Annotated in this window: 18 protein-coding genes; 7 read left to right on the top strand and 11 right to left on the bottom strand. The window is 66.6% G+C overall.

Going from position 1 to position 22826, the window contains the following annotated elements; translation table 11 throughout:
- Positions 1 to 194: 194 nt before the first annotated feature.
- From ACO1P8_RS18005 to ACO1P8_RS17995, 3 genes are read right to left on the bottom strand one after another with little or no spacing between them, the layout of a single operon-like run.
- The gene (locus ACO1P8_RS18005; protein ID WP_486297256.1) at positions 195 to 1682 is read right to left on the bottom strand and encodes an efflux transporter outer membrane subunit; all 1488 of its coding nucleotides are present in this window, start codon (positions 1680 to 1682) and stop codon (positions 195 to 197) included.
- A gap of 54 nt (positions 1683 to 1736) precedes the next feature.
- Positions 1737 to 3335 carry an MDR family MFS transporter gene (locus ACO1P8_RS18000; RefSeq protein ID WP_486297255.1) on the bottom strand — a complete coding sequence of 533 codons (1599 nt, stop codon included), beginning with the start codon at positions 3333 to 3335 and terminating at the stop codon, positions 1737 to 1739.
- The gene (locus tag ACO1P8_RS17995) at positions 3328 to 4482 is read right to left on the bottom strand and encodes an HlyD family secretion protein (RefSeq protein WP_486297254.1); all 1155 of its coding nucleotides are present in this window, start codon (positions 4480 to 4482) and stop codon (positions 3328 to 3330) included. Before ACO1P8_RS17995 ends, ACO1P8_RS18000 begins: the two co-directional genes overlap by 8 nt.
- 134 nt (positions 4483 to 4616) lie before the next feature.
- Here ACO1P8_RS17995 and ACO1P8_RS17990 point away from each other — a divergent pair, with 134 nt between their 5' ends.
- A complete protein-coding gene (locus ACO1P8_RS17990) occupies positions 4617 to 5390 on the top strand; it encodes a CerR family C-terminal domain-containing protein (protein ID WP_486297253.1) in 774 nt (257 codons plus the stop codon).
- A gap of 68 nt (positions 5391 to 5458) precedes the next feature.
- Here ACO1P8_RS17990 and hmpA read toward each other — a convergent pair whose 3' ends face one another.
- A complete protein-coding gene (gene hmpA, locus ACO1P8_RS17985) occupies positions 5459 to 6640 on the bottom strand; it encodes an NO-inducible flavohemoprotein (protein WP_486297252.1) in 1182 nt (393 codons plus the stop codon).
- 284 nt (positions 6641 to 6924) lie between these two features.
- Here hmpA and norR point away from each other — a divergent pair, with 284 nt between their 5' ends.
- A complete protein-coding gene (norR, locus tag ACO1P8_RS17980) occupies positions 6925 to 8571 on the top strand; it encodes a nitric oxide reductase transcriptional regulator NorR (RefSeq protein ID WP_486297251.1) in 1647 nt (548 codons plus the stop codon).
- On the opposite strand, the gene phrB is transcribed toward norR, so the two are convergent.
- Together phrB and ACO1P8_RS17970 are read right to left on the bottom strand one after the other, a co-directional pair.
- Positions 8558 to 9997, bottom strand: a complete 1440-nt coding sequence (phrB, locus tag ACO1P8_RS17975; protein ID WP_486297250.1) for a deoxyribodipyrimidine photo-lyase — start codon at positions 9995 to 9997, stop codon at positions 8558 to 8560. The two genes, norR and phrB, sit on opposite strands and share 14 nt — an antisense overlap.
- Before the next feature lie 87 nt (positions 9998 to 10084).
- Positions 10085 to 11035, bottom strand: a complete 951-nt coding sequence (locus ACO1P8_RS17970) for a 2-dehydropantoate 2-reductase (RefSeq protein ID WP_486297249.1) — start codon at positions 11033 to 11035, stop codon at positions 10085 to 10087.
- Between the two features lie 174 nt (positions 11036 to 11209).
- On the opposite strand from ACO1P8_RS17970, the gene ACO1P8_RS17965 reads away from it, so the two are divergent.
- Positions 11210 to 11782 (top strand): biliverdin-producing heme oxygenase, encoded by a 573-nt coding sequence (locus ACO1P8_RS17965; protein WP_486297248.1) that lies wholly within the window; start codon positions 11210 to 11212, stop codon positions 11780 to 11782.
- Between the two features lie 8 nt (positions 11783 to 11790).
- On the opposite strand, the gene ACO1P8_RS17960 is transcribed toward ACO1P8_RS17965, so the two are convergent.
- The 3 genes from ACO1P8_RS17960 to ACO1P8_RS17950 are packed head-to-tail and all read right to left on the bottom strand — an operon-like array spanning position 11791 to position 17108.
- Positions 11791 to 14382, bottom strand: coding sequence for a hybrid sensor histidine kinase/response regulator (locus ACO1P8_RS17960; RefSeq protein ID WP_486297247.1), 2592 nt, complete (start codon positions 14380 to 14382; stop codon positions 11791 to 11793).
- Positions 14379 to 14858: a response regulator gene (locus tag ACO1P8_RS17955; RefSeq protein WP_486297246.1), complete on the bottom strand. Its 480-nt coding sequence runs from the start codon at positions 14856 to 14858 to the stop codon at positions 14379 to 14381. The genes ACO1P8_RS17960 and ACO1P8_RS17955 overlap by 4 nt, the downstream gene beginning before the upstream one ends.
- Before the next feature lie 21 nt (positions 14859 to 14879).
- On the bottom strand, positions 14880 to 17108 hold the full coding sequence (locus ACO1P8_RS17950; RefSeq protein WP_486297245.1) for an ATP-binding protein: 2229 nt from the start codon (positions 17106 to 17108) through the stop codon (positions 14880 to 14882).
- A gap of 334 nt (positions 17109 to 17442) precedes the next feature.
- On the opposite strand from ACO1P8_RS17950, the gene ACO1P8_RS17945 reads away from it, so the two are divergent.
- The 3 genes from ACO1P8_RS17945 to ACO1P8_RS17935 all read left to right on the top strand — a co-directional run bounded on the left by ACO1P8_RS17945 (position 17443) and on the right by ACO1P8_RS17935 (position 19879).
- On the top strand, positions 17443 to 18621 hold the full coding sequence (locus tag ACO1P8_RS17945) for an MFS transporter (RefSeq protein ID WP_486297244.1): 1179 nt from the start codon (positions 17443 to 17445) through the stop codon (positions 18619 to 18621).
- A gap of 52 nt (positions 18622 to 18673) precedes the next feature.
- Positions 18674 to 19501 carry a metallophosphoesterase gene (locus ACO1P8_RS17940; RefSeq protein WP_486297243.1) on the top strand — a complete coding sequence of 276 codons (828 nt, stop codon included), beginning with the start codon at positions 18674 to 18676 and terminating at the stop codon, positions 19499 to 19501.
- Between the two features lie 216 nt (positions 19502 to 19717).
- Positions 19718 to 19879: a hypothetical protein gene (locus ACO1P8_RS17935; RefSeq protein ID WP_486297242.1), complete on the top strand. Its 162-nt coding sequence runs from the start codon at positions 19718 to 19720 to the stop codon at positions 19877 to 19879.
- A 44-nt stretch (positions 19880 to 19923) separates the two neighbouring features.
- Here ACO1P8_RS17935 and ACO1P8_RS17930 read toward each other — a convergent pair whose 3' ends face one another.
- On the bottom strand, positions 19924 to 20904 hold the full coding sequence (locus tag ACO1P8_RS17930) for a Bug family tripartite tricarboxylate transporter substrate binding protein (RefSeq protein ID WP_486297241.1): 981 nt from the start codon (positions 20902 to 20904) through the stop codon (positions 19924 to 19926).
- Positions 20905 to 21104: 200 nt separating this feature from the next.
- Positions 21105 to 21737, bottom strand: a complete 633-nt coding sequence (locus ACO1P8_RS17925; RefSeq protein ID WP_486297240.1) for a hypothetical protein — start codon at positions 21735 to 21737, stop codon at positions 21105 to 21107.
- A 338-nt stretch (positions 21738 to 22075) separates the two neighbouring features.
- Here ACO1P8_RS17925 and ACO1P8_RS17920 point away from each other — a divergent pair, with 338 nt between their 5' ends.
- Positions 22076 to 22756 (top strand): DUF3313 domain-containing protein, encoded by a 681-nt coding sequence (locus ACO1P8_RS17920; RefSeq protein WP_486297239.1) that lies wholly within the window; start codon positions 22076 to 22078, stop codon positions 22754 to 22756.
- Positions 22757 to 22826: the final 70 nt, after the last annotated feature.

Below are 22826 nucleotides of genomic sequence, written 5' to 3'. Positions count from 1 at the left end.
CGCTTCGGTCGTACTTCCAGACTATCCATGCTTTTCCCGAATGGCATTCATCATGGCATCCATCGGCCATGCTTATCCTCAGCGGCGGGTGCGGCGTCTGTGTCCCGCCGGCATGGGCATCGTAGAGGAAAGGCGGCATCTTCGCTTTCGAGGACATCGTCCAGGCGCGCATCAGCCAGCGTACCTGGTAGGGATCAACCGGCCTGCCACCCCAAGCCCAGGCTCTTTTGCAGCGATACGAAGTCCTGCAGCAGCTCTGCCTGGGCCGCCACCACATCCTGCTGCGCGGCGAATTCGCTGCGTTGGGTGTCGAGCAGATCGATCAGCGTGGCGACGCCCGCGCTGTAGCGCTGCCGGGTCAGCCCGGCGGAGCGCTCGGCATAGTCCCGCACCTGGCGCAGCCGCACCAGGTGCTCGCGCTGGTGGCCGTAGCGGGACAGGGCCGTGTTGGCATCCTGCAAGGCAGCCAGCACCGTGTGCGCGTACTTCGCCCGTGCCTCGTCGCGCGTCGCTTCGGCCGCGTCGATGGCGCCGCGCGTCCGCCCGAAATCCAGGATATTCCACTGCAGATAGGGCACGCCCAGCCAGCTGAAGTTCTCCTTGCGGGTCAGGTGTCCCGGCGAGGAGGCACTGAAACTGATGTCGCCGAACAGCGTGACCTTGGGAAAGAGATCCGCCGTGTGCTCGCCGATCTGGGCATTGGCCGATGCCAGCCGGCGTTCCGCGGCGCGGATATCGGGGCGTTGCCGCAGCATCGCGGCGGGGTCGCTGATCGTGACTTGCCCTGGAAGCGCGGGCAGTGGGGCATGGGCGCCCAGCGCCTGGTCCAGCGCGCCGGGTTCGCGGCCTGTCAGCACCGCCAGCCTGTCCAGCGATTCATCGATCTGCGCCTCCAGCGGCACCAGCGTCGCGCGTGTCGTCGAGACCTGCGTGGATAGCCGGTCGACGTCCACGTCGGCCGCCGTCCCACGCGCGCGGCGTTGTTCGGTCAGGTCCAGCATGCGTTGCTGCAACTCGGCCGAGCGCCGGGCCAGGCCCAGCCTTTGCTGTTCGTCGCGCAGGCTGACGTAGGCTTGCGCGACCTCGGCCGCCAACGACACCTGCGTGTCCGCGAGGTCCGCCCGTACCGCGTCGGCCTCGGCGGACGCGGCCTCCACCGCGCGCCGCGTGCCGCCGAACAAATCCAGTTCCCAGGAGGCGTCGAAGCCCGCGGTGTAGAACTGCACGGGGCCTCGGCCCGACGGACCGCCGCCGCCGTCCTGGCTGCCCTGGCTCAAGGCCGATAGATCGGGCGAGCGCGTACGTACCGCGGCGCCCAGGGCATCCACGGTCGGCATGCCACTGGCCGTGGTTTGCTGCAATTGCGCGCGGGACGCACGCAGCCGCGCCTGCGCGGCATGCACGTCGGGGTTGTGCGCCAGCGCCTGGTCGATCAGGGTGTCCAGTTGCGGGTCGTTCAGCGCCAGCCACCACTTGCTGATCGCGTGCCCGGTGGTGACGGCGTCGCGCGGCGTGCGTACGAAATCCGCTTGCCTTGCCGCATTCGGCGCGACATCGGGGGCGCCGCGATAGTCCGGGCCCACCGTGCAGGCCGACAGCGCCAGGCCGCCGGCCAGGACGATCGCCGCGGCGCGCAGCGGGCGGCCGCGGCCCGCGAAACGTATCGTCGGGCTCGCGGGCAAGATACTCGCCGCAGGCGGGAGGGAAGGCATGGGATTGCTCTGTGACATAGGCATTCAATGGCCGGCGCCGGGCGTGCCGGTACCGCGCGGCGTGCGCAGCAGCAGTGCCAGCGGCACGCAGGCGAGCAGGGCCAGCGCCAGCAGGTAAAAGGTCTCGGAATAGGTCATCACGGCGGCCTGCTGCTGGATCTGCGCGGCCAATTGGCCGAGCGCCCGCATATGCGCATACGCCATGTCGCCGGTCTGCGAGAACCAGTTGGCCGTATTCGCGGCGATACGATCCTGGCCCAGCACCGAATTGGCGGTCAGGGATTCGCGCAGGATATGGTCGTGGAAGGTATTGCGCCGGTCGATCACGATGCCGATCAGCGACAGTCCGACCGAGCCGCCGAGGTTGCGCGCCATGTTGTACAGCCCCGCCGCATCGCCGGATTCCTCGCGCGATACGGCGGCCATCGATGCCTGGTTCAGCGGCATCATGGCCAGTATCTGGCCGATCCCGCGCAGGAATTGCGAACCGTAGAAGTCATGCCCCACGCTTTGCGCCGTCAAGCCGACGTCCAGCAGGCAACTGCCCGCGAACATCAGCAGGCCGCCGATGACCAGGACGCGAAAGTCCACTTTGCCCAGCAGCCGCGGCAACAGCGGCATCATCAGGAAGGAGGGCAGCCCGGCCACCAGCATCACCGCGCCGGATTGCTGGGCGTTGTAGCCCGCGATCAGGCTGAGGAACTGCGGCACCAGGTAGGAAACACCATACAGGCCGGCGCCCACGGCCACGACAATGAGAATGACGCTGGCATAGCGCGGATTGCGCAGCAGGCTCAGGCGCAGGATGGGCCTGGACGCGGTCAACTGCGAAACGGCGATCAACACGAAGCCGGCCAGCGTCACAAAGGTCAGCGTGACGATCATCGTGGAATCGAACCAGCGTTCGCGCTGGCCTTCCTCCAGCACCACCGTCAGGCTGCTCAAGCCGATGGCCAGGCCGACGATGCCCAGCCAGTCCGCCTTGAGGAATTCAGGCCAGCGTGGCGGTTCCGCCGGTAGGCCGCCCAACAGCAGAGCCACCAGCGCCGCGCAAACCGGCAGGTTGACCAGGAAGCACCAGGTCCAGCTGACGTTCTCGGCCAGCCAGCCGCCGACCACGGGTCCCAGCAGCGGCCCGAGCAGCACGATCAGGCCGAACATCGTCATGCCGATGGGCATCTGGGCCCGCGGCAAGCGTGTGCGGATGATGGTCTGCGCGGTGGGAATCATCGCGCCGCCGGTGAAACCCTGGCCGATACGGCCGGCGATCATTTGCGGCAGGCTGTGCGAAAGACCGCACATCACGGAAAACAGGGCGAACAGCAGGGCATTGCCCAGCAGGAAGTTGCGCAGCCCGAAGACGCGCGTCAGCCAGGCCGCCAGCGGGATCATGACGATCTCCGACATCAGATAGCCGGTCGAAATCCAGGTTCCTTCGGTGCCGGTCGCGCCGATGGAGCCCTGGATCTGCGGCAGGGCGGAGTTCGTGATGGAAATATCCAGCGTCGCCATGAGCGCGCCCAGCGCCCCGCCGGCGACCGCGATCCAATCGGCCGCGCTGGCGCGCGGTTCGGCGGCGGGCGAGCGCGCCGGCGTGGCCGAGGCGGAGGGCGCTTCAGCCATGGCGAGCCGCCACCTGGCTGGGCGTCGGCCCGGCATTGCGCGTATCGACGTCGGCGGTGACCGACAGCCCCGGCACCAGCAGCCTGCGCGTGTCCGCATCGGCGTTCACCCGGATCCGCACCGGCACGCGCTGCACGATCTTGGTGAAATTGCCGGTCGCGTTCTCCGGCGGCAGCAGGGCGAACTGGGCGCCCGTGCCGGGGGAGAAACTGTCCACCACCCCGGCCAGATGCCGGCCGGGCAGGGCATCGATGTGCAGCGTCACCGGCTGTCCCGGACGCATGCGGCCGATCTGCGTTTCCTTGAAATTCGCTTCCAGGTAGATGTCCTGTACGGGCACCACCGTCATCATGCGCGTGCCCGGTTGCACATACTGGCCTACGCGCACGGTACGGTCGCCCACATTGCCGGATAGCGTGGCGCGCACCACCGTATCCCGCAGATCCAGATCGGCCTGGCGCGCGCTGGCCTGGGCCGCTTCCAGCTGCGCGCGCGCCTGCGCGATCTGTGCCTCGCTGACGGCGATCTGCGCCCGCGCCGCCTGGACGGCGGCGTCGTTCGCCGCCAGCGTCGCGCGCGCCTGGTCGCGCTGGTTGCTCAGGCTGGAAAGCCGTTCGCTGGTTTCCGCGCCGGTGGCGGCCAGCGGCCTGTAGCGGCGCACTTCGTCTTCGGCGTGGCTGGCGTTCAACCGCGCCACGCGTTCCTGTGCCTCGGCCTGCGTCACGTTGGCGGTCTGCTGGCGGATTTCCGCCTGGGCGCGCTCGATGTCGGCCTGGCGCGCATCGACCGTGGCCCGGGCCTGGTCCTGGGCCGCGCGGTATTGGCGGTCATCCAGCCGCACCAGCGGGTCGCCCGCCCGCACGGCCTGGTTGTCGGCGACATAGACTTGCGTCACATAGCCGCTGACCTTGGGTGCGATGGTGACGCTGTCGGCCTGCAGGTAGGCGTCGTCGGTGCTTTCGATATAGCGTCCCACCAGCCACCAGTGGGCGCCCCAGGCCAGGGCGGCGGCGATGGCCAGCGCGCCGGCCCCCAGCAGGATGGCGCGGCGGCTGCGTGTACGCGGCCGCCGTGCGGGTGCGGCGTCGGCGGTTGATGTGCCGCGCGGGGCGGTCGGGGAATCTGGCGATCCTGCGGATACGGGCATGGGGCGCGTTGAATTTTGAACAAGTGGAATATTTTTATCGCCTGGAAGAAATTTATCAAGTGTTATATTTTTCCCTGACGAACAGATGACGTGCGGCGGACGACGGACCGCGGAACTCGCTCCGGGAGACAGGCATGAACGACACAAAGCGCGTCCGGCGCCCCGCTGGCAGCGGTTATGCAAGGGGTGACGAAACCCGCCTGCGCATCATCGAGGCAGCCATAGAACGCTTCGGCGAATCCGGCTTCGGCGGCGCCTCGACGCGGGACATCGCCGCGCATGCCGGCGTCAACGCCCCGGCGTTGCAGTACTACTTCGAAAGCAAGGAAGGGCTGTATCGCGCCTGCGCCGAACATATCGCCGATAGCGCGCGCGCCGCTTTCGAGCCGGCGCTGGAGCAGGCTCGCGCCGCCCTGGCCGATTGGTCGGACGCCGAAGCGCTGATCGGCGCTTTCATCCATATCCAGGATCTCATCGCCGATCGCATGTTCCGCGCGTCGTGCGGCCCGGACCAGCGGCTGTTCTTCGCGCGCGAGCAGGCCGGCCACGAACCGCCGATCGCCACCGACATCCTGCAGGAGCGCTTACGCAAGCCGCTGAACGACGTCTGCATGGCGCTGGTGGCGCGCATTGCCGGCACCGCGATCGACGACCCAAGGACCATGGTGCGCGTCTTCTCGCTGCACGGACAATTATTGATATTCCACACGGCCAAGCGGGGCGCGCTCTCGCTGCTGGGATGGCAGGAAATCGATTCCGCGCGCGCGGAACTGGTCAAGGAGACCGTACGCGAGCAGACCCGCACGCTGCTTCGGCTGTGGCATGCCGGCGCATCGGAGGACATGCGCGGCAAGGCCGCGGGCCGCACCCCACGGCCACCGCGCAAAGCCTTGTCGAAGAAACGCTGATCCGTGCTTCCCGTCCGCTGCCGCGGGCCATCCGGATGACCCGCGCGTCGGCGCTGGCGCGCCGCGTTCTACAGCGCGCCGGCCGGACCGAAGAATTCGTAGCGGCTTTGCGATTCCGGCACCCCCAGCGCCGCCAGCGTTTTCTTCATGAAGGACATGAAAGGCCGGGGACCGACGAAGTAGGCGTCCAGGTCGGCGGGGAAGGGTAGCCACTGGCGCAGCTGTTCCGCATGGGCCCGGCCCACGGCATCGGGCTGGCGTGCCGCGCCCTCGGCATCTTCGTAGCAAACGTAATGACGCAGCCGCGGATAGCGCGCGGCCAGCTGATCGACGTAGTCGCCAAAGGCATGGACGTCCCCGTTGCGCGCGTAATGGATGAAGTGCACGGGCCGCTCGCCTTCGCGCAAGGCATCTTCCAGCATGGCGAGCACGGGTGTCACACCCACGCCGGCGCTGATCAGCGCCAGCGGCCGGTCGCCTTCGCGCAGCACGAAGTCCCCCGCGGGCGGAAATACGTCCAGGGTATCGCCTTCTCGGATCCGGTCGTGCAGGAAGTTCGAGGCGACGCCGCCCGGCTCCCGCTTGACGCTGATGCGGTACTGGCTGCCGTCGGGCGCGCGCGACAGCGAGTAATTGCGGCGGATCTCCTGGCCGTCGACGTTCAGCCGCAAGCCCAGATACTGGCCCGGACGATAGGCGAGCAGGGCGCTGCCATCGGCCGGGCGCAGATAGAAAGACGTGATTTCGGCGCTCTCGGCGGCCTTGCGGGTCACGATGAAGGGCCGCGCGCCCCGCCAGCCTCCCGCTTCCTGTTCGCGTGCGTCATACGCGGCCGCCTCGGCCTGGATCAGCATGTCGGCCAGTTGCCGATAGGCGGCGGCCCAGGCGGCGATGACTTCGTCGGTGGCGACGTCCGCGCCCAATACTTCGCGGATGGCCCGCAGCAGGCATGTCCCAACGATGGGATAGTGCTCGGGCAAAACCTGCAAGGACACGTGCTTGTTGACGATCTGCGTCGCCAGCGGCGCCAGGGCCTGGAGGCGATCGATATTGCGCGCGTACATCAGCACGCCATTGGCCAGGGCTCGCGGCTGCGCGCCGCTGGCCTGGTGCGCCTGATTGAATAGCGGCCGTACCTCCGGATATTCGTCCAGCATGATCTTGTAGAAGTGCGTGGTCAGCGCCTCGCCGCCCGTTTCGAGCAGGGGCACGGTGGCGCGGATAATGGCGAGCTGGTTCGAATCGAGCATGGCAGTGAAACTCCTTTATTTGGCCCCTCGTTTCATGGCTTCCACGAAGGTGCGGGGACGGCGGCTCGCGGGTCGCGAGTCTGTTTTATGCAATGCAACATCCATGCCAATGCGGCCCGCCCCGGCGCCCTCTCGTCCAGTCAGGAATAAGCATTAAATAAAGGAGTTTTATAGACTCTATAAAGATAGATACGAGTCATATGAACCCGGAATTTCCGGGAGATGCGTTATGCTGGCGGCACCGGTCTTCACCTTGACCGGCTTATTTCCGCCCCAGCGTCCCCATGCCCGCCCGCACCCAACATCCCCTGCTTGGCGCCATCATTCCCCTGGTGGCCGATCTGGCGCGAGAGCTCGTGCCGGCAGAGCGCTATCGCCGGCTGCTGGACGCGCTGCGCGCTTTGCTGCCGTGCGATGCGATCGGCCTGCTGCGTCTGGAGGGCGACGCCCTGATCCCCCTGGCGATGGAGGGCCTTAGTCCCGACGCGATGGGCCGCCGGTTCCGGCTGGACCAGCATCCCCGCCTGCGTGCCTTGCTGGCGGCGGACGGCGCCATGCGTTTTCCGCCGGATAGCGGCCTTCCGGATCCGTACGATGGACTGGTGGCGGAGGGCGGCGAGCTGCACGTACACGATTGCATGGGATGCGTCATCACGGTCGGCCAGCGCAAGTGGGGCCTGCTGACCCTGGACGCATTGCAGGCAGGGCGGTTTTCCGCGGAAGACCTCGGTGTGCTGGACGTCTTCGCCGGCCTGGCCGCCGCGACCGTCACCGTGGCGGCCCGTATCGAGCAACTGGCCGTCACCGCCGAGGACGAACGGCGGCGGGCGGAAAGCTACCGCCTGGCGGCCGCCGAGCCATCGCGTCGCCTGACCGGCCAGAGCAGCGCCTTTCGCCGCTTGATGAAGGACGTCGAAATGGTCGCCGCCAGCGAGCTTACGGTGCTGATCACCGGCGAGACCGGGGTGGGCAAGGAATTGATCGCGCAGGCGTTGCACGCGGGCTCGCCCAGGGCGGGCAAACCGATGATCAGCGTCAATTGCGCCGCCTTGCCGGACAACCTCATCGAAAGCGAACTCTTCGGCCATGTCCGCGGCGCATTCTCGGGCGCCGTCCAGGACCGGCGCGGCAAGTTCGAGCTGGCGCACGGCGGCACGCTGTTCCTGGACGAGGTGGGAGAACTGCCGCTCAGTGCGCAAGCCAAGCTGCTGCGCGTGTTGCAGAGCGGCCAGTTGCAGCGCGTCGGTTCCGATCGCGAGCATCAGGTCGATGTGCGGCTGATTGCCGCCACCAACCGCGACCTGGCCGAGGAAGTGCGTGCCCGCCGCATGCGCGCGGATTTCTATCATCGGCTCAGCGTCTACCCGCTGCGCGTGCCGCCGCTGCGCGAGCGCGGCCGCGACGTACTGCTGCTGGCCGGGGCCTTCCTGGAAGAGAACCGTGCCCGCCTGGGGTTGGGCGCGGTGCGCCTGCAGCCTGAAACGCACGCCGTCCTGCAGCATTATGGCTGGCCGGGCAATGTGCGCGAACTGGAACACGTGATCAGCCGCGGCGTGTTGAAGGCGCTGGGCCGGCATGCGGAACGGCCGCGCATCCTGACCGTTACGCCGGACGATATGGATATCGAGCAGCCTGATGCGCCGCGGGCAGGCTTGCCTGCGGCCCTCTCCGCCACGCTCGGGACTTCGCTGCCCGCCGTCCTGGCGCGTCAGGCCCCCGGCGCCCTGCCATTGCAGCAGACCTTGCAAGCCGTGGAGCAAGCCACGATCGAGTCCTGCCTGGCCCGCCACGGCAACAACTGGAGCGCCGCCGCCCGCGAACTGGGCGTGGACCGCGCCAACCTGCGCCGGCGCGCCGCGCGCCTGGGTATTCCGGTGCAGGGCAAGCCGGGACGGCCGCGCCGGACCAAGCCGTCATTCACCGCGTCGTAACGCCGCGCGACACGCCGGCATAGGCCTCGATCGCCCGCAGGCGGCTTTCGCGCAGGTCGACGATACGGGTCGGATAGCCGCAAGCCTGGCGCTGCGCATCGGGCGGCGCGTGTATGGAGCGGTTATCCAGCTCCGCCAGTTCGGGCACCCAACGACGCAGGAAGCGTCCGTCCGGATCGAACTTGGCCGACTGCGTTTCCGGATTGAATACGCGAAAGTAGGGCACGGCATCGGTTCCCGTGGACGCGCTCCATTGCCAGCCGCCATTGTTCGACGCCAGGTCGCCGTCGATCAGGTGGGACATGAACCACGCTTCCCCTTTGCGCCAGTCCAGAAGCAGGTTCTTGCTGAGGAACATGGCGGTCATCATGCGCAGACGGTTGTGCATCCATCCCATGGCAGCCAACTGGCGCATCGCCGCGTCGATGATGGGGAAACCCGTGCGGCCCTCGCACCAGGCACGCAGGTCCTGTTGCGCGTCGCGCCAGGGCACCGCATCGGTTTCCGCCCGCATGGGGCGATGCATCGATAGCGCGGGATGGGCCGCCAGCAGGTGCAGATAGAACTCGCGCCAGAGCAGCTCCGTGATCCAGGTACGCGCGCCCGCGCGGCCGCTATCGATTTCGCCCTGGTTCGACGCCAGTGCCGCGCGCAGGCAGGCGCCGGGCGAGATCACCCCGGCCGCGAGATAGGGCGACAGGCGGCTGGTTCCGTCCACGCCCGGTACGTCGCGCTTGTCCTGGTAGTCGTCGAGCGATGCGTCGATAAAGGCGTCCAGCCGGCGTTGCGCGGCATCCTCGCCGGCGGGCCATAAGGCGCGTTGGTCGTCGGTGGGCTGCGCCGCATCGCCCAGCATGGCGCGGGCGTCGGGCAAGGCATCCGCTGCCGCGGGCATGGCTCCCTGCGCGCGCGGCGCCGGCGCGGGCCGGGGCGGCGCGCTCGCCAGACGCTCCCCGCACACGCGGGCATAGGGCGTGAAGACTTTGTAGCATTCGCCTTTGCCGGTCAGGATGGTGCCCGGCGGCAGCAGGGTGGCCCCATGGTGCTGCGTCCACGCGATGCCGTCCCCTGCCAGGCACGCGGCGACGGCCTGGTCCCTGCGCCGCTCGTTCAGTCCCCATTCGGCGTTGGTGTGCACCGAACGGATATCGTGGCGGCGGCAAAAGTCGGCCAGGGCAGCGGGCGCTTCCGACCAATCCTGGACGGCGCTGAATTTCAGCGGGACGTTCAGCGCGGCCAGTCCGGTCCCCAGCGCGGCCAGATTGCGCGACCAGAAGTCGATTTTGATCGGCGCGTCGCCGTGGCGCCGCCATTGTCCGGGCGCGGGCATGAACAGCGCGAACGTCGCGCCCTCCGACAGGGCGGCGGAAAGTGCCGGATTATCCTGCGTGCGTAAATCGGTGCGGAACCAGATAAGCGTAGCCATGCCGGCATTGTCGCATCGGACGAGGCGCACCGCCTTGCATGGTCGGGCACCACCCCCCGGGGGGCACATCCGGGCGTCCGGCGGCGGTCAGCGGGCGGCCGCCGTTGCGCCTTCGCCGACGGTATGCTGTCGCGCATACACCTGCAGGTTGCAATACGACGCACGGATCAGCGGCACCGCCAGGCCATGGCGTTCGGCGCGCACGATCATGTCGCCGACGATGGCGTCCGCTTCGAGCCTGCGCATGTCCTGGCCGATATCGCGCATCATCGATGCCGCCCATGTCGACGTCTCGTCCAGCAGCCGCGCCGACAGGCGCAGCTTCTCCTCATCCCCCAGCGGGTGGCCTTCGGCGGCTGCCACGGCGCTGCATTCTTCCATGGCCTGCCGCATCAGCGCGCGGCCATCGAGAGTGGCCAGGATATCGGCCAGCGTGCCGCGCATCAGGCAGTTCATCGAGGCGCCGGAAGCCAGCATGACCCATTTGTTCCACAAGGCCTGGTCGATGTCGGGCGCGATCGCGCGGTTGCCGGCCGAGCGTGAGATCAGCGCGTGAAAGTCCTCGGCGATGGCCCGGGCAAAGGGTGAACGGGCGCCGACCTGCACCACATCGTTGCTGCCGAAATGCCGTATTGTGCCGTCCGGATCCAGCATGGTGGCGATGTAGGCCACGCCGCCGAGCACGCGGTCGCGGCCATAATGGCCGTCGAGTGCGTCATAGACCGACATGCCGTTCAGGAAGGGCAGAAGAACCGCCGGACTGCGCATGGCGGGCGCGATATCGGCGACGGCTGCGTCCAGGTCATAGGTCTTGCAGCTGAGCAACACCAGGTCGTAGTCCGGGCGTACCGCATCGCGGGTCACGGTGCGAACCGGGCCCGCGTAATCGCCGAGGCCGCTCTTGACGCGCAAGCCGGTTTCCCCCAGTAGCGCGGCCCGGCGCGGCCGCACCAGGAACGTCACATCGGCGCCCGCCTGCAGCAGGCGCGCGCCGTAATAGCCGCCGATAGCCCCGGCGCCGACAACAAGTATTTTCATGCGAGTCTCCCGCGAGGGTTGCGGGCCGTCCGGATGGCGACCCCGGCATGTCTGCGGTGTGTCGGTGAATTTACTTGCATATGCCAATATCGGTCAATCCGCCTTGCCGGGCGTTCTCCGGCGTCCGGTATCATGGCCGGGATGTCACAGATGCTTAGCCCGGGTATTTCTTCCATGGACGTTCACTCTTGCCTGCGCCTCGCCACGCAATCGCGTCACGAACGCCTGGACAGCGCCTTGCGTATCGGTTCCGCGGATGCCGGCTACGGGGACTATCTGGCTTATCTCGCCGCACTGCGGGGCTGGCTGGAGCCCGTCGAGACCGCATTGTGGGCGCGCGAATGGCCGGCCTCGCTGCTGCCTGAACTGCGCCAGCGGAAATCAGCCCGTATCGAGCAGGATTTCGAAGCGGCACGCGGCCTCGGCCTGGTTGTGCCGCCGGTGCCTGTTTGCGGCCAGCTCCCGGATATCGAGCGATCCCGCGCCTACGCTTTGGGCGTGATGTATGTCATCGAAGGGTCGCAACTGGGCGGTCGCATGATGGCCAAGCGCCTGCAGCAGGCATGGCCCGACCGGCCGTTCCATTACATGGAGGGCTACGGTCCGGAACTGGGCACGTTGTGGAAGGCCTTCACGGCTTTCCTGCGCGATGAATTGCGCAGCCAGCGGGAAATCGACGAAGCCGTGGCTGGCGCCTGCGATGCCTTCGACACGCTGGCCGATTGGTTGAAGCGGCAGGGCCAGTAGGCAGCGGGTCAGGGCGCGACGCCCATCTCTTTCAGCAGGGAAAACAGGCTGTCCAGTTCGTACGGCTTCTGGATGAAGGACACTCGCGCTTGCTCCGGCATGTCGCCGGGCAGCTCGACCTGGCCATAGCCGCTCGCCACGATGATGGGCAGGCAGGGGTGGCGCTGCGCCAGACGCAGTATCAGCTCTTGCCCTGGCATATCGGGCAGGCCGAGATCCACGATCGCCACGCCGACGGCCGATGCGTCGCCATTCATGATCGCCAGCGCCTGGGCAGCGGTCCCGGCCTCGGCCACCCGGTAGCCATATTCGGTCAGCGCATCCGCGGTCAACTCGCGGACCAGGTCGTCGTCCTCGACGATCAGTACCCGTGCATCACCGGTCGCAGTGTCGACGGCGGTTGTCGTGGAAGCGTCGCCCGCGGTTGCCGTGAGGGAGTCTGCCGCCATGGCAAGGGAGGCGCCGCCCGCCGTCGCCGGGGCCGTCGCGATCGAGACATCCTTCGCGATCGACGCATCTGTCGCCATCGACGCATCCTTCGTGCCACCTGCGTCTACCGCATCGTCCAGGATTTCGCGCACACGTTGCGCGAGTTCGGGGAAAGTGAAGGGCTTGGGAAGCAGGGCCACCCCTGGCGGCAGCCTGCCATCGTGGCTGAGGCGGCCTTCCGCGTATGCGGATGTGTATAGCACCCGCAGCCCCGGCCTGGCCTTGCGCGCCGCTTCCGCGAGGTCGCGCCCGTTCATTCCCCTGGGCAGGCCCACGTCGGTGAACAACAGTGCGATATCGTCGCGTTCGCGCAGGCATTGGAGCGCGGCCGCCGCGTCGCCCGCTTCGTGGACGGCATACCCGAGCTCGAGCAGCGCCGCGGCCGAATGCGCGCGCACGGCCTCGTCGTCCTCCACCACGAGAATGCTTTCGCCGCGCGCCGCCACCGGCGAGCCGGCGTCATGCGGCCTCTCGTTGCTGGTGACCTGGGTCGCGGTCTGGCGGGGCAGGTAGATATGGACGGCCGTGCCCTTGCCCAGGGTACTGTCTATGCCCACGTAGCCGCCCGACTGCTTGACGAAGCCGTACACCTGGCTCAATCCCAGGCCCGTGCCCACGCCGATGTCCTTGGTCGTGAAGAAGGGCTCGAACACCTTCTCTATGACGTCACCCGGGATGCCGACACCGGTATCCGAGATGCTGATGCGCACGTAGTCGCCAGGCTCCACATCCACCTGCGCGGTGCGTTCGTCCAGCACCGTGTTGCGGGTCTGGATAACGATTTCCCCGCCGTCCGGCATGGCATCGCGCGAGTTCACCGCCAGATTCAGCAGGGCGCTTTCCAGCATGTGCGGATCGATATGCGCGGCCCAGATGTCCGCCTGAAGGTCATTGCGCAGATCCACCTGTTCGCCCAGCATGCGGGTCAGCATCTCCGCCGTCGCGGCGATGAGATCGTTGACGTTGACGCTGCGCGGCTGCAGGGGCTGGCGGCGCGCGAAGGCGAGCAGGCGCTGGGTCAGCGCGGCGGCGCGCTGCGCCCCTTGCTTGGCGTGGCTGAGGGCGGTTTCGACGCGCCGGGTGTCCATTGCACGCACGCCACCCGCCAACTGGCGTTCCAGGGTTTCGAGGTTGCCAAGGATGACGGTCAGGAAATTGTTGAAATCGTGGGCAACGCCGCCGGTCAACTGGCCGAAGGCTTCCATCTTCTGGGGTTGCCGCAGCTGTTCCTCGGCCTGTTCCCGCGCTGCGTCGGCGTCGGCGCGCTGGCGCATCTCTTGCAGCAGGCGCTCGTTGGTACGCAGCAGCTCGGCGGTACGCGACTGCACGATGCCTTCGAGTTCGTCGCGGGCCAGCTTGGCATCGGTGACGTCCACATTGGTGCCGCTCAGCCCCTGGAAGCGTCCGGTCTCGTCAAAGCGCGGCACGCCACGGCAGTCGAGCCAGCGCAGGCGTTGCTGTGCGTCGATCACGCGGATTTCGATCTGCAGCGCCTGCTGCCTGGCCACCGCGTTATCGAAGGCGGCCATCAGTATGGGCAGGTCCTCTCGATAGACGATACGGAGCCATCCCTGGCCCAGCATTTCGTCGCAGGGGATGCCGAACATGAATTCGTAGTGGCGATTGACGAAAATCACCCTGCCATCGATGTCGGTTTCCCATATCAGCGCGGGGGCGGAGTCGGATAAGGCGCGAAAGCGGGCTTCGCTGTCGCGCAGGGCTTTCTCGACGCGGCGCCGCTCGTGGCGGTCTTCCGCTTCCGACAGCGCCCGCCGGGCAGCCCCGCCCAGGCGATCGAGACGCTGCTTCAGCACATAGTCGGTGGCGCCGTTCTTCAGGGCCTTGACGGCCAGGTCTTCGCCGATTACACCGGAAACGAAGATGAACGGCACTTCAGGCAGCTTGTGCATGGCCATGGACAAGGCTTCCCAGCCATCGATATCGGGCAGGGAGAAATCCGAGATGACCAGGCAGATATCGCCATCGTCCAGGGCACTGGCGTAAGAGCGTTTGTCATGCACGCAGCGCGCCGGAATGTCGGGGAGCGCGTCCGCCAATTGATGCATCATCAATTCGGCGTCCAGGGCGTTGTCCTCCAGCAGCAGGATCAAGGCAGTTCCCGGCTGTTTGCGGGCTTGCCGTCGCGGCGGCGTGGCGGAGGGGGCTGGTTCACGATCGCCCAGAACATGCCCAGATTGCGTATCGCCTCGAAGAAGGCCGAGAATTCGACGGGCTTGACCACGAAGGAATTGACGCCGGACTGGTAGCTGCGGACCAGGTCCTTTTCTTCCTTGGAGGAGGTCAGCATCACGACGGGGATCTGCTTGTGGTCGTTATCCGATTTGATGCGTTCGAGGACTTCCAGTCCGTCCACCTTCGGCAGCTTCAGGTCGAGCAGGATGACCGAGGGTTCGCCCGGCGGCCGGGCCGCATGGGCGCCGCGGCGATACACGTAGTCCAGGGCTTCCGCCCCATCGCGCAGCACGACGACCTCGTTGGCGATGTTGCACTGCCTGAGCGCGGTCAGCGTCAGTTCGATATCGTTCGGATTGTCTTCTACCAGCAGAATAGGCCGTAGATCTTTCATACCTGTCACTGCACTACACACTCATTGATTGGGCAGCGCGAAAGAGAACTTCGCGCCTTGGTCGACGATGCCTTCACCCTTGATCCAGCCGCCGTGTTTTTCAACGATGCGCTTGCACAGGGCCAGGCCGATGCCGGTGCCATCGAAGTCTTCCAGCCTGTGCAAACGCTGGAAAACGCCAAACAGTTTTCCCGCGTAGGCCATATCGAAACCCACGCCGTTGTCGCCTACGCTGAACAGAGTGAATGTACCGCAATTTTGACCGCTGACCGTGACGATGGATTCGGGGCGGCTGCCGGAATACTTGACCGCATTTTCAAGCAGGTTGTACCAGACCTGCCGCACGTATTGCGCGTCGCCCCATGCGTGCGGCAGATCGTCGATGCGCCACTGCACTTTCCGGTGCGGCAGTGTCAGTTCGACCGCCTGGCGCACTTCCGCGACCAGTTTGTTCGAATCCAGTTCGGAGACCGTCAGCGCGGCGCGCCCAAGGTGCGAAAAGCGCAAGAGGTCGTCCACCAGCCGGCCGGCCATCACCGCCGCCCGCATGATGTTCTCGATATAGCGTGTGGATGTCGGGTCCAGGTCGGATTCGCGCTGCTTGAGAAGCTCCGCGAATCCGGCGATGTGGCGGAAGGGGGCGCGCAAATCGTGCGACACCGAATAGGAAAACGACTCCAGCTCCACGTTGCTGCGCTGTAGCTGCTCGCTAAGCTCGGCGCGTTCTTCCGCGCGTTTCAGGATCAGGTTGACCACCACCGTACGGAAATCGGCCAGCGCGTCCACTTCGGACTGGCGCCACGGCATCGAGCGCCCGCGCAGTTCTTCCTGCCACAGCTCGAACGACTTGCGCGGGTGCAGCCGGCCCGATACCGGGTCGACGGATTTGCGCGGGTCGCCACGCCACTGCACCGTCCGTATCACCTCTGGCCGGAACCACATCAGGTAGGCCGTGTGCAATCCGGAAATCGACGCGGCCGCCAGGCCGCTGGCGACTTCGGCGAACGGCGCGGCCTCGGGCCACACCAACGGCAGGCGATCCGTGTGATAGGCCTGCTCTACGTTATTGCCGTGCAGCCATTCGGCGATCTTGCGGATCTGTGCCTTCGAAGGCGTGTTGCCCATGGTATGCACTTCGTCCTGCCACACCAGGGCGGCGCCGTGGGCATCCAGCAGGCGGGTCCAGGCGGGCGAGCGCTGCGCATAGCCGTCGGTCAGCGTATCGGCGCTGGACAGCAATTCCACCAGTTCGATCTCTATCTTCTTCAGTTCGATGCGGTGGGAATGTTCCGAAATACGTTCGTGCGCGCCGATGTGATGGGCGACGATGCGGCCAAGGAATTCGCAGGCGGCGCGGACCTGCGGTCCGACCAGGTGCGGGCCCGCGCTGTGGCAGGAGATCAATCCCCACAAATGGCCGTCGATGACGACCGACACGGACATCGACGAGCCGGTGCCCATGTTGCGCATGTATTCCAGGTGGATGGGAGACACGCTGCGCCAGTTGGCCGCCGTCAAGTCCACGGATTCGCGTCCGGCGCCTATCAGCGGCGGTTCCAGGGGCACTGGCTGGTAGTCCGCGTCCGGAATCAGCCGGACGCGGTTCTGGCAGTACAAGGCGCGTGCCTGCGGTGGAATGTCCGAGGCAGGAAAACGATGACCCAGGTAGGAAGGCAGGGCGCCCGTGCCGTCCTCGGCGACCACCGTTCCATGGCCGTCGCTGTCGAACCGGTAGGCCAGCACGCGGTCGAAGCCCGTCAGCCGACGCACTTCCACGACGGCCCGCTGCAGAATGGGTTCCGGCCGGCCGGCGGGCTGGATATCGTCCAGCAGCATGCGTAGCCGGGGATAGAGGGCATCCAGGGTGACGCCCTGTTCGGCACTGTCGGGTTCCAGTTCGACCAGCAGGCCTTGGGCGGTACGCGCGCCCGAGACGTGCAGGTGGCGATCGCCGATGTGCACGGCGGCCGACAGCACACCGTCTTTAACGTCGCGCCAGGCGCGCAGGGCGCGGAGCAGTTCCTCCATGGCCGGCGCGTGCCCGACCACCTGCGGCAGGCGTTGTCCCGCCTCGCACGCGATGCCCAGCATCGCCTGGGTGTTGGCGCTCCGGGTGATGATTTCCAGCGTATCGGGCGCCAGCAACAATAGCGCCGCGCAGGGTTGGATGGCGCCGGGAATTCTTATCGGCTCTTGCGCGCAACGGTCCAGGTCCAGCTGCGTCGAGGGTAGGGTGTCTTGCTGCGGCACCTGTTTGCTCCGTTGCTAAGCACTACACGAGACTATTGGGTATCGGGCGGCCGGCTAGGATATCACCGAGCCCGCGCCGCGCGGCCAGTCGATCGGCTTCTCTTCTGCCCATCCAGGCCTGAGCGCGCGCAGCAGCAATTTCCGGGCCCGGCCCCTGGCGAAGGCCAGGGTATTGGCCCGTATCGCGGGTGGCATTGCTATAGTCGCGTCCATGGAGACAAAACAGCAGGGACGCGCAGAGTCCCGAACCCGGGAAGACGGGGAGCCGCGACCGGACGGTCGCGCCGGTACCGCCGAAATACTCGATTCGCGCCGGTCCTGGACCGTCGCGACCATGGCGCTGGTCTGCCTGGGCATGTCCTTCGGCGGTCCCTTGATCGCGATCGTCGGCTTGAAAACCATCGCCGCCGATATGGGTGGCGCCCGTTCCGTGCCGGCGCTGGGCGGTTCGCTGGCGTGGCTGGGCGCGGCGGTCGGCGGCGTGCTGATGGGCCGGGTGGCCCATCGTTTCGGCATACGCTGGACGGTCATCGGCGGCGCGCTGTCGGTATGTACCGGGCTGGCCATTTCCACCGTGGGGGAACCCTGGGCGCTGTACGTCGGGCATGGCGTGTTTATCGGCCTGCTGGGCCTGGCCGGCCTGAACGCGCCGCTGTACGTGTATATCAGCCATTGGTTCCTGCGGCGGCGCGGCTCGGCGCTCGCGCTGCTGTCCAGCGGCAACTACATCGCGGGCGTCGTGTGGCCGGTGATCTTCGAAGCCGTCATCGACAGATTCGGATGGCGGACCACTATGCTGGGCTACGGGCTGATCCAGGCGGCGCTGGTGACGACCCTGGCCCTGGTATTCCTGCGGCCGCCGCCGGCCGCGGCGTCGCCCTCCGCCACGGCGGCGGTGGCGCGTCCCGGCAAAGTGGCGGGCATGCGCCCGAACACGGTATTCGTCATGCTCGCGGCCGCCGGCTTCCTGTGCTGCGTGCCGATGGCGATGCCGCAAGGCCATCTGGTCGCGCTATGCAGCGATCGGGGATTGCCGGCCACGGTAGGCGCGGCCATGCTGTCCGCGCTGCTGGCGGTGGCCTTCATGAGCCGGCAGGCCTGGGGGCTGGTTTCGGACCGGATAGGGGGCGTGCGCACGGCGCTGATCAGCTCTTTCATGCAGATGATCGCCGTGTCGGGTTACCTGTACGTGCAGCAGCAGTTCGGGCTGTTCGCCGTATCGATCGCCTATGGGCTGGGATTCAGCGCCCTGATTCCCGCCTATGTACTGGCCATGCGCGAAATCTTCCCGCCGCACGAGGCCTATTGGCGCGTGCCGTCGATGCTGCTGATGACCGGTTCGGGCATGGCCGCGGGCGGGTGGGTGGCCGGCTTTCTGTACGATCGGTATGGCAGCTACGATCCGGCGTTCATGCTGGGCGTGGCGGCGAATATCGTGAATCTCGTCCTGTTGGCGACCCTGACGCTGCGCATGCATGGGGGCTTGCGGATGCCCGCGTTGCGGCGCGCGTGAGCATCGTCGGGGCCGCGGGCAGGCGGTCATCGGCATGCGGTACCCTAACCGCATGAAGATCCAACTGTTATCAGACCTGCACCTCGAAACGAACGCCGACTTCACGCCGACGCCCGCGCCCGACGCGGATCTGTTGATCCTGGCGGGCGACATAGGTTCATACCAGCAAGGCTCCCGCATCGACGGCGACGATTTCGGCCTGGAGCGGTTTTCACCGCGCGATCGCTGGCCGGTCCCGGTGGTGTACCTGCCCGGCAACCACGAATACGACGCGCAGGATTTCGACGCCGCCCACGAAAGGCTGCGCGCCTTGTGCGATACGCTGGGCATCCAATGGCTGGAACGCGAAACGCTGGTGATCGACGGCGTGCGCATGGTCGGCACTACGCTATGGAGCGACTTCGATGCCCTGGTCAAGCCCGGCGATACCTTGACCCAGGTCTTGAACAAGCGCGGCAAGGCGTTCCGGGCCGCGAATTTCTATCTTGAGAAGGCGCGCACCACGCGGGGCGGCAGTCCGTTCCTGGCAGAGGAACTGCGCGAGCAGGGCCTGGCCTGCCAGGCGTGGCTGGACGCGGCCCTGGCGACGCCTTTCGACGGCCCGACCGTCGCGATCACGCATTTCGCGCCGACCCTGTCCAGCGCCGATCCCCGCTATGGCTTGACACCCGGCACGGCGGGCTTCTGCAACAGCCTGGACGAGCTCATTCCCAGGGCCGACCTGTGGCTGCACGGCCATCTGCACCATGCCGTGGACTACACCCAGGAGGGGTGCCGCATCGTTTCGAACCCGCTGGGCTATGAATCGAAAGGCGAGCAAGAGGGCTTTCGCCCGACGTTGACCATCGACCTGGCCGCATTGTTCGGCCGGACTGCCTAGCGACGGGAAGTCGATGGGGCGCGATGTGTCGCCGGCTTGACGGCTTTCCTGCTGGGCCCCGACGGTGGCGTCATCACGGGCCAGCACCTGGTCATTTGCGGCGGCGCGTCCCTTTAGACGGAAGGCGGTGGTCACAGCGAAATGTAAGCAAAGGGAATGTAGCTTGCAGGAAGTCCGGCTCGCCGCCTGCAAGCGGCTTACGCAAGGAGATTCACGATGAAGACCACTATTGCAGCCCTGATGATGGCCGTCGCCCTGACCGCCTGCAACAAATCCGGGGACAATGCGCCGCCGTCGTCCGGCAGCGGCGCCACGTCGCAGTCCGGCGCCGCCCCAGCCGGTCTGGGCGGCCTGGGCGGTAACGCCAAGACCAAGTAGCCCTGCGCGGATTCGGTAGCGGCCCGGCGCCCCCCACGCGATGCTCAGTTCACCGTCGCGTGGGACTGCTGAACGATCTGGCGCCAGCGTACGATTTCATCGGCCAGGAATTTCCGGAAGTATTCCGGCGATTCCGTCATCGGCGCGGTCCCGAGGTCCTCCAGCTGCTTGCGGAACTCTGGATTCGATACCGCCTGGTTCACGGCTTTGTTCAACTTGTCGATGATAGGACGCGGGGTGCCGGCCGGCGCCAGGATGGAGTACCAGGTGGCCACCTCCATGCCCGGGATGCCGGCTTCGGCCATGGTCGGGATATTGGGTACGGCGGGGAAGCGCTTGGCGCTGGTAATTGCCAGCGCCTTCACCTGGCCGCTTTCGATGAGCTGCTTGCTGCTGGGAATGTTGACGAAGGTGAAATCGGATTCGCCGCTGATCACGGCGGTCAGTGAGGGCGCAGAGCCCTTGTACGGAACATGGGTGGCGGTGATGCCGGCCTTCGTCTTGAACAGTTCGCCCGCCAGGTGCTGGGTGCTGCCGCTGCCTGCCGACGAAAAATTCAGCTTGCCAGGGTGCTTCTTGCCGTAGGCGACCAGGTCCGCCACGGAATTGACGGGCAGCTTGGGATTGACGATCAACAGGTTCGGGGCTTCGGCAAAGATCGCGATGGGTTCGAAGTCCTTGACGGCGTCGTAGTCCAGCTTGGGATACAGCGTGACGTTCACGGCCAGCGCGGTCGAGGACAGCGACAGGGTATACCCGTCCGGTGCCGACCGCGCGACATACGATGCGGCGATGTTGGTGCCGGCACCGGGACGGTTTTCCACCACGATGGTCTGGTGCAGGATCGGCGTCAGTTCCTTCGCGATCAGCCGCGCCGCGACGTCGTTGCCGCCGCCGGGTGCATAGCCGACGACGAGTTTGATGGGATGGTCGGGATAGTTCGCCGCCGGGGATTGCGCTTGCGCGGCGCCGGCGCTGAAGGCAAGGCCCAGCAATGCGGCCGCTATCGAGGAAAGAGGCTTCATGTGTTTGTCTCCGTGATGTTATATGTGCCGATCGCGGAGACGCCCGATCACAGGCCGTGTCAGCGATCAGGACTTTCTTTGGCCTTGTCCGGGCCGGTGCCGGTGTTGGATCGCCGCGTCCGGGCACCGGCGGCAAGCCCGTACCTTATAACATCGAACGGTTCGCGCGCCGTCGTTTCGGCGGCGCCGGCGTATTGCGGTTATCCCTGAGTCCGCGCCACCCGCGAGCGGCGCAGCCGCTCGCTGACACGCTGCCACAAGCGCGCCGGCGACAGCGATATGGGCCGCGGGTGTCCGTCGCCCCCCATGGCCGCCGTGCTGCCTTCGCCCGGCGGCTTGTGGCGGTAAGCGGCTGTCGCGCCGAAGGCGGCGGGATCCGGCATGCGGCCCGGCGCGGACCGGGACAAGGCCTTCGCGATTTGCGCGGGCGGGGGAAACACGAAGGAGGCGCACAGCTTGTCCACCGCGGCCGCGACGTCCTGCCATTCGTCCGTATGGCTGATCGCATAGTCGTAGCCGTCCTGGCTGACCGAGATCCAGCGCTGCTGGTCCCCCCCGATGAAGAAACTGAGCGCCACGATGTCGCGCGACGGCCCGAAGCGCGGCGCCTGGCAGGGCCCGATATGGCTGGCGCGCTGCGTTTTCAGCTGGCTTTTCATCAGATGGAGCCGGGCCGACGCGTTGCCCTGCGACCGGCCGACCTGTAGCAGCAGACGCGTATCGCCCAGCCCCAGGACGACAGTGACGCCTTCATCGGACATGCGTGCGCTGTCGAGGTCCCAGTCGTCCGGCATGTCGAAGGCAAAGCCGATACGCGGATGACGGTAGTGCATCTCATACCACCTTGAGCGGAAGCGCCGCGCCGCCAGGAAATCAGCCGTGCGCGGGAGAAACGGCGTAGCCCGATCGAGCTTGTTTTTTAGCGGAAACCGTTGGACTCGCGCCAGCGAAGTCCGGCGGCATACGGAAAGAATACGTGGACAAGTATCCAGCGGATCGCCCTGTATGCGCTAAGCATGGACGAGGCCAGGAAACAGCGGCGGCGGCATCATACGCTACGATGCGTGCTATCGCGGCATCTCATGATTTGTCCTGCCGATACGGCGGGCCGCAATCAAGCGTTGCTGTTCCAGTCGTTCAACACTTGGGCAACATGGCAGGAGGTGTGATCATGGGTACGTTCAAAGCAGTGGGTATCGGTGTGGCAATGATGGCGATGGTCGGCTGCACGTCGGCTCCGCCGAAAGAATCCGGCTTCCTGGGCAACGAATATTCGAAAATGCATCAGACCGAGGCGCCCGACGGCGGCCGTCGCCTTTCCTACCTGAATTCCAGATTCACGCCGGCCAACTACAACGCGCTCCTGCTCGAGCCCGTGGTGTATTACCCGGAGCCCCAGCCCACGGAAAAAGTCTCCATGGCGACGCTGGACCAGATCCGCACCTATGCCGATACCTCGCTGCGCCAAAAGCTCGGACAGCAGGTGCGCCTGGTGGACAAGCCGGGCCCGGGCGTCGCGCGGGTCCGTGTCGCCGTGACCGCCGTGGGCAGCGAGAACCAGCCGCTGGCGTTCTATCAGTACATTCCGATAGCCCTGGTGGTGACCGGTGCCAAGGCGGCGATCGAAGGAGGACGGCCGCAGGACGCGACCATTGCCATCGAGACATCGATCACGGACAGCATGACCAACGAGACGCTGTACGCCGCCGTGCGCGGGGGGGCGGGCAAGGAAATCACGGAATCCGACACGGAGGGCGAAGGTGGCGTCCGCCTGCAGAACGTGGAGGCCTTGATCGATACCTGGACCACCGGCGCGGCCCAGGAGATCGTGAAGTACGTCGCGGCGCGATAGCAGGGTCGCGCGTTCGCGAGGGTAGCAACCCGTACATCGTCGAGCGCGGCGGCCGCGCGGCTGCCGCGCC

The organism is Bordetella sp. (genome assembly GCF_057362025.1).
The sequence above is the reverse complement of the archived record's forward strand: the minus strand, read 5'-3'. Positions and strand labels throughout refer to the sequence as shown.

What these genes read in the sequence shown, in the direction of transcription:
- ACO1P8_RS18000 (WP_486297255.1), bottom strand. Translation starts at nt 3,335, where the DNA reads ATGGCTGAAGCGCCCTCCGCCTCGGCCACGCCGGCGCGCTCGCCCGCC.
- ACO1P8_RS17995 (WP_486297254.1), bottom strand. Translation starts at nt 4,482, where the DNA reads ATGCCCGTATCCGCAGGATCGCCAGATTCCCCGACCGCCCCGCGCGGC.
- ACO1P8_RS17990 (WP_486297253.1), top strand. Translation starts at nt 4,617, where the DNA reads ATGAACGACACAAAGCGCGTCCGGCGCCCCGCTGGCAGCGGTTATGCA.
- hmpA (WP_486297252.1), bottom strand. Translation starts at nt 6,640, where the DNA reads ATGCTCGATTCGAACCAGCTCGCCATTATCCGCGCCACCGTGCCCCTG.
- norR (WP_486297251.1), top strand. Translation starts at nt 6,925, where the DNA reads ATGCCCGCCCGCACCCAACATCCCCTGCTTGGCGCCATCATTCCCCTG.
- phrB (WP_486297250.1), bottom strand. Translation starts at nt 9,997, where the DNA reads ATGGCTACGCTTATCTGGTTCCGCACCGATTTACGCACGCAGGATAAT.
- ACO1P8_RS17970 (WP_486297249.1), bottom strand. Translation starts at nt 11,035, where the DNA reads ATGAAAATACTTGTTGTCGGCGCCGGGGCTATCGGCGGCTATTACGGC.
- ACO1P8_RS17965 (WP_486297248.1), top strand. Translation starts at nt 11,210, where the DNA reads ATGGACGTTCACTCTTGCCTGCGCCTCGCCACGCAATCGCGTCACGAA.
- ACO1P8_RS17955 (WP_486297246.1), bottom strand. Translation starts at nt 14,858, where the DNA reads ATGAAAGATCTACGGCCTATTCTGCTGGTAGAAGACAATCCGAACGAT.
- ACO1P8_RS17945 (WP_486297244.1), top strand. Translation starts at nt 17,443, where the DNA reads ATGGCGCTGGTCTGCCTGGGCATGTCCTTCGGCGGTCCCTTGATCGCG.
- ACO1P8_RS17940 (WP_486297243.1), top strand. Translation starts at nt 18,674, where the DNA reads ATGAAGATCCAACTGTTATCAGACCTGCACCTCGAAACGAACGCCGAC.
- ACO1P8_RS17935 (WP_486297242.1), top strand. Translation starts at nt 19,718, where the DNA reads ATGAAGACCACTATTGCAGCCCTGATGATGGCCGTCGCCCTGACCGCC.
- ACO1P8_RS17930 (WP_486297241.1), bottom strand. Translation starts at nt 20,904, where the DNA reads ATGAAGCCTCTTTCCTCGATAGCGGCCGCATTGCTGGGCCTTGCCTTC.
- ACO1P8_RS17925 (WP_486297240.1), bottom strand. Translation starts at nt 21,737, where the DNA reads ATGCACTACCGTCATCCGCGTATCGGCTTTGCCTTCGACATGCCGGAC.
- ACO1P8_RS17920 (WP_486297239.1), top strand. Translation starts at nt 22,076, where the DNA reads ATGGGTACGTTCAAAGCAGTGGGTATCGGTGTGGCAATGATGGCGATG.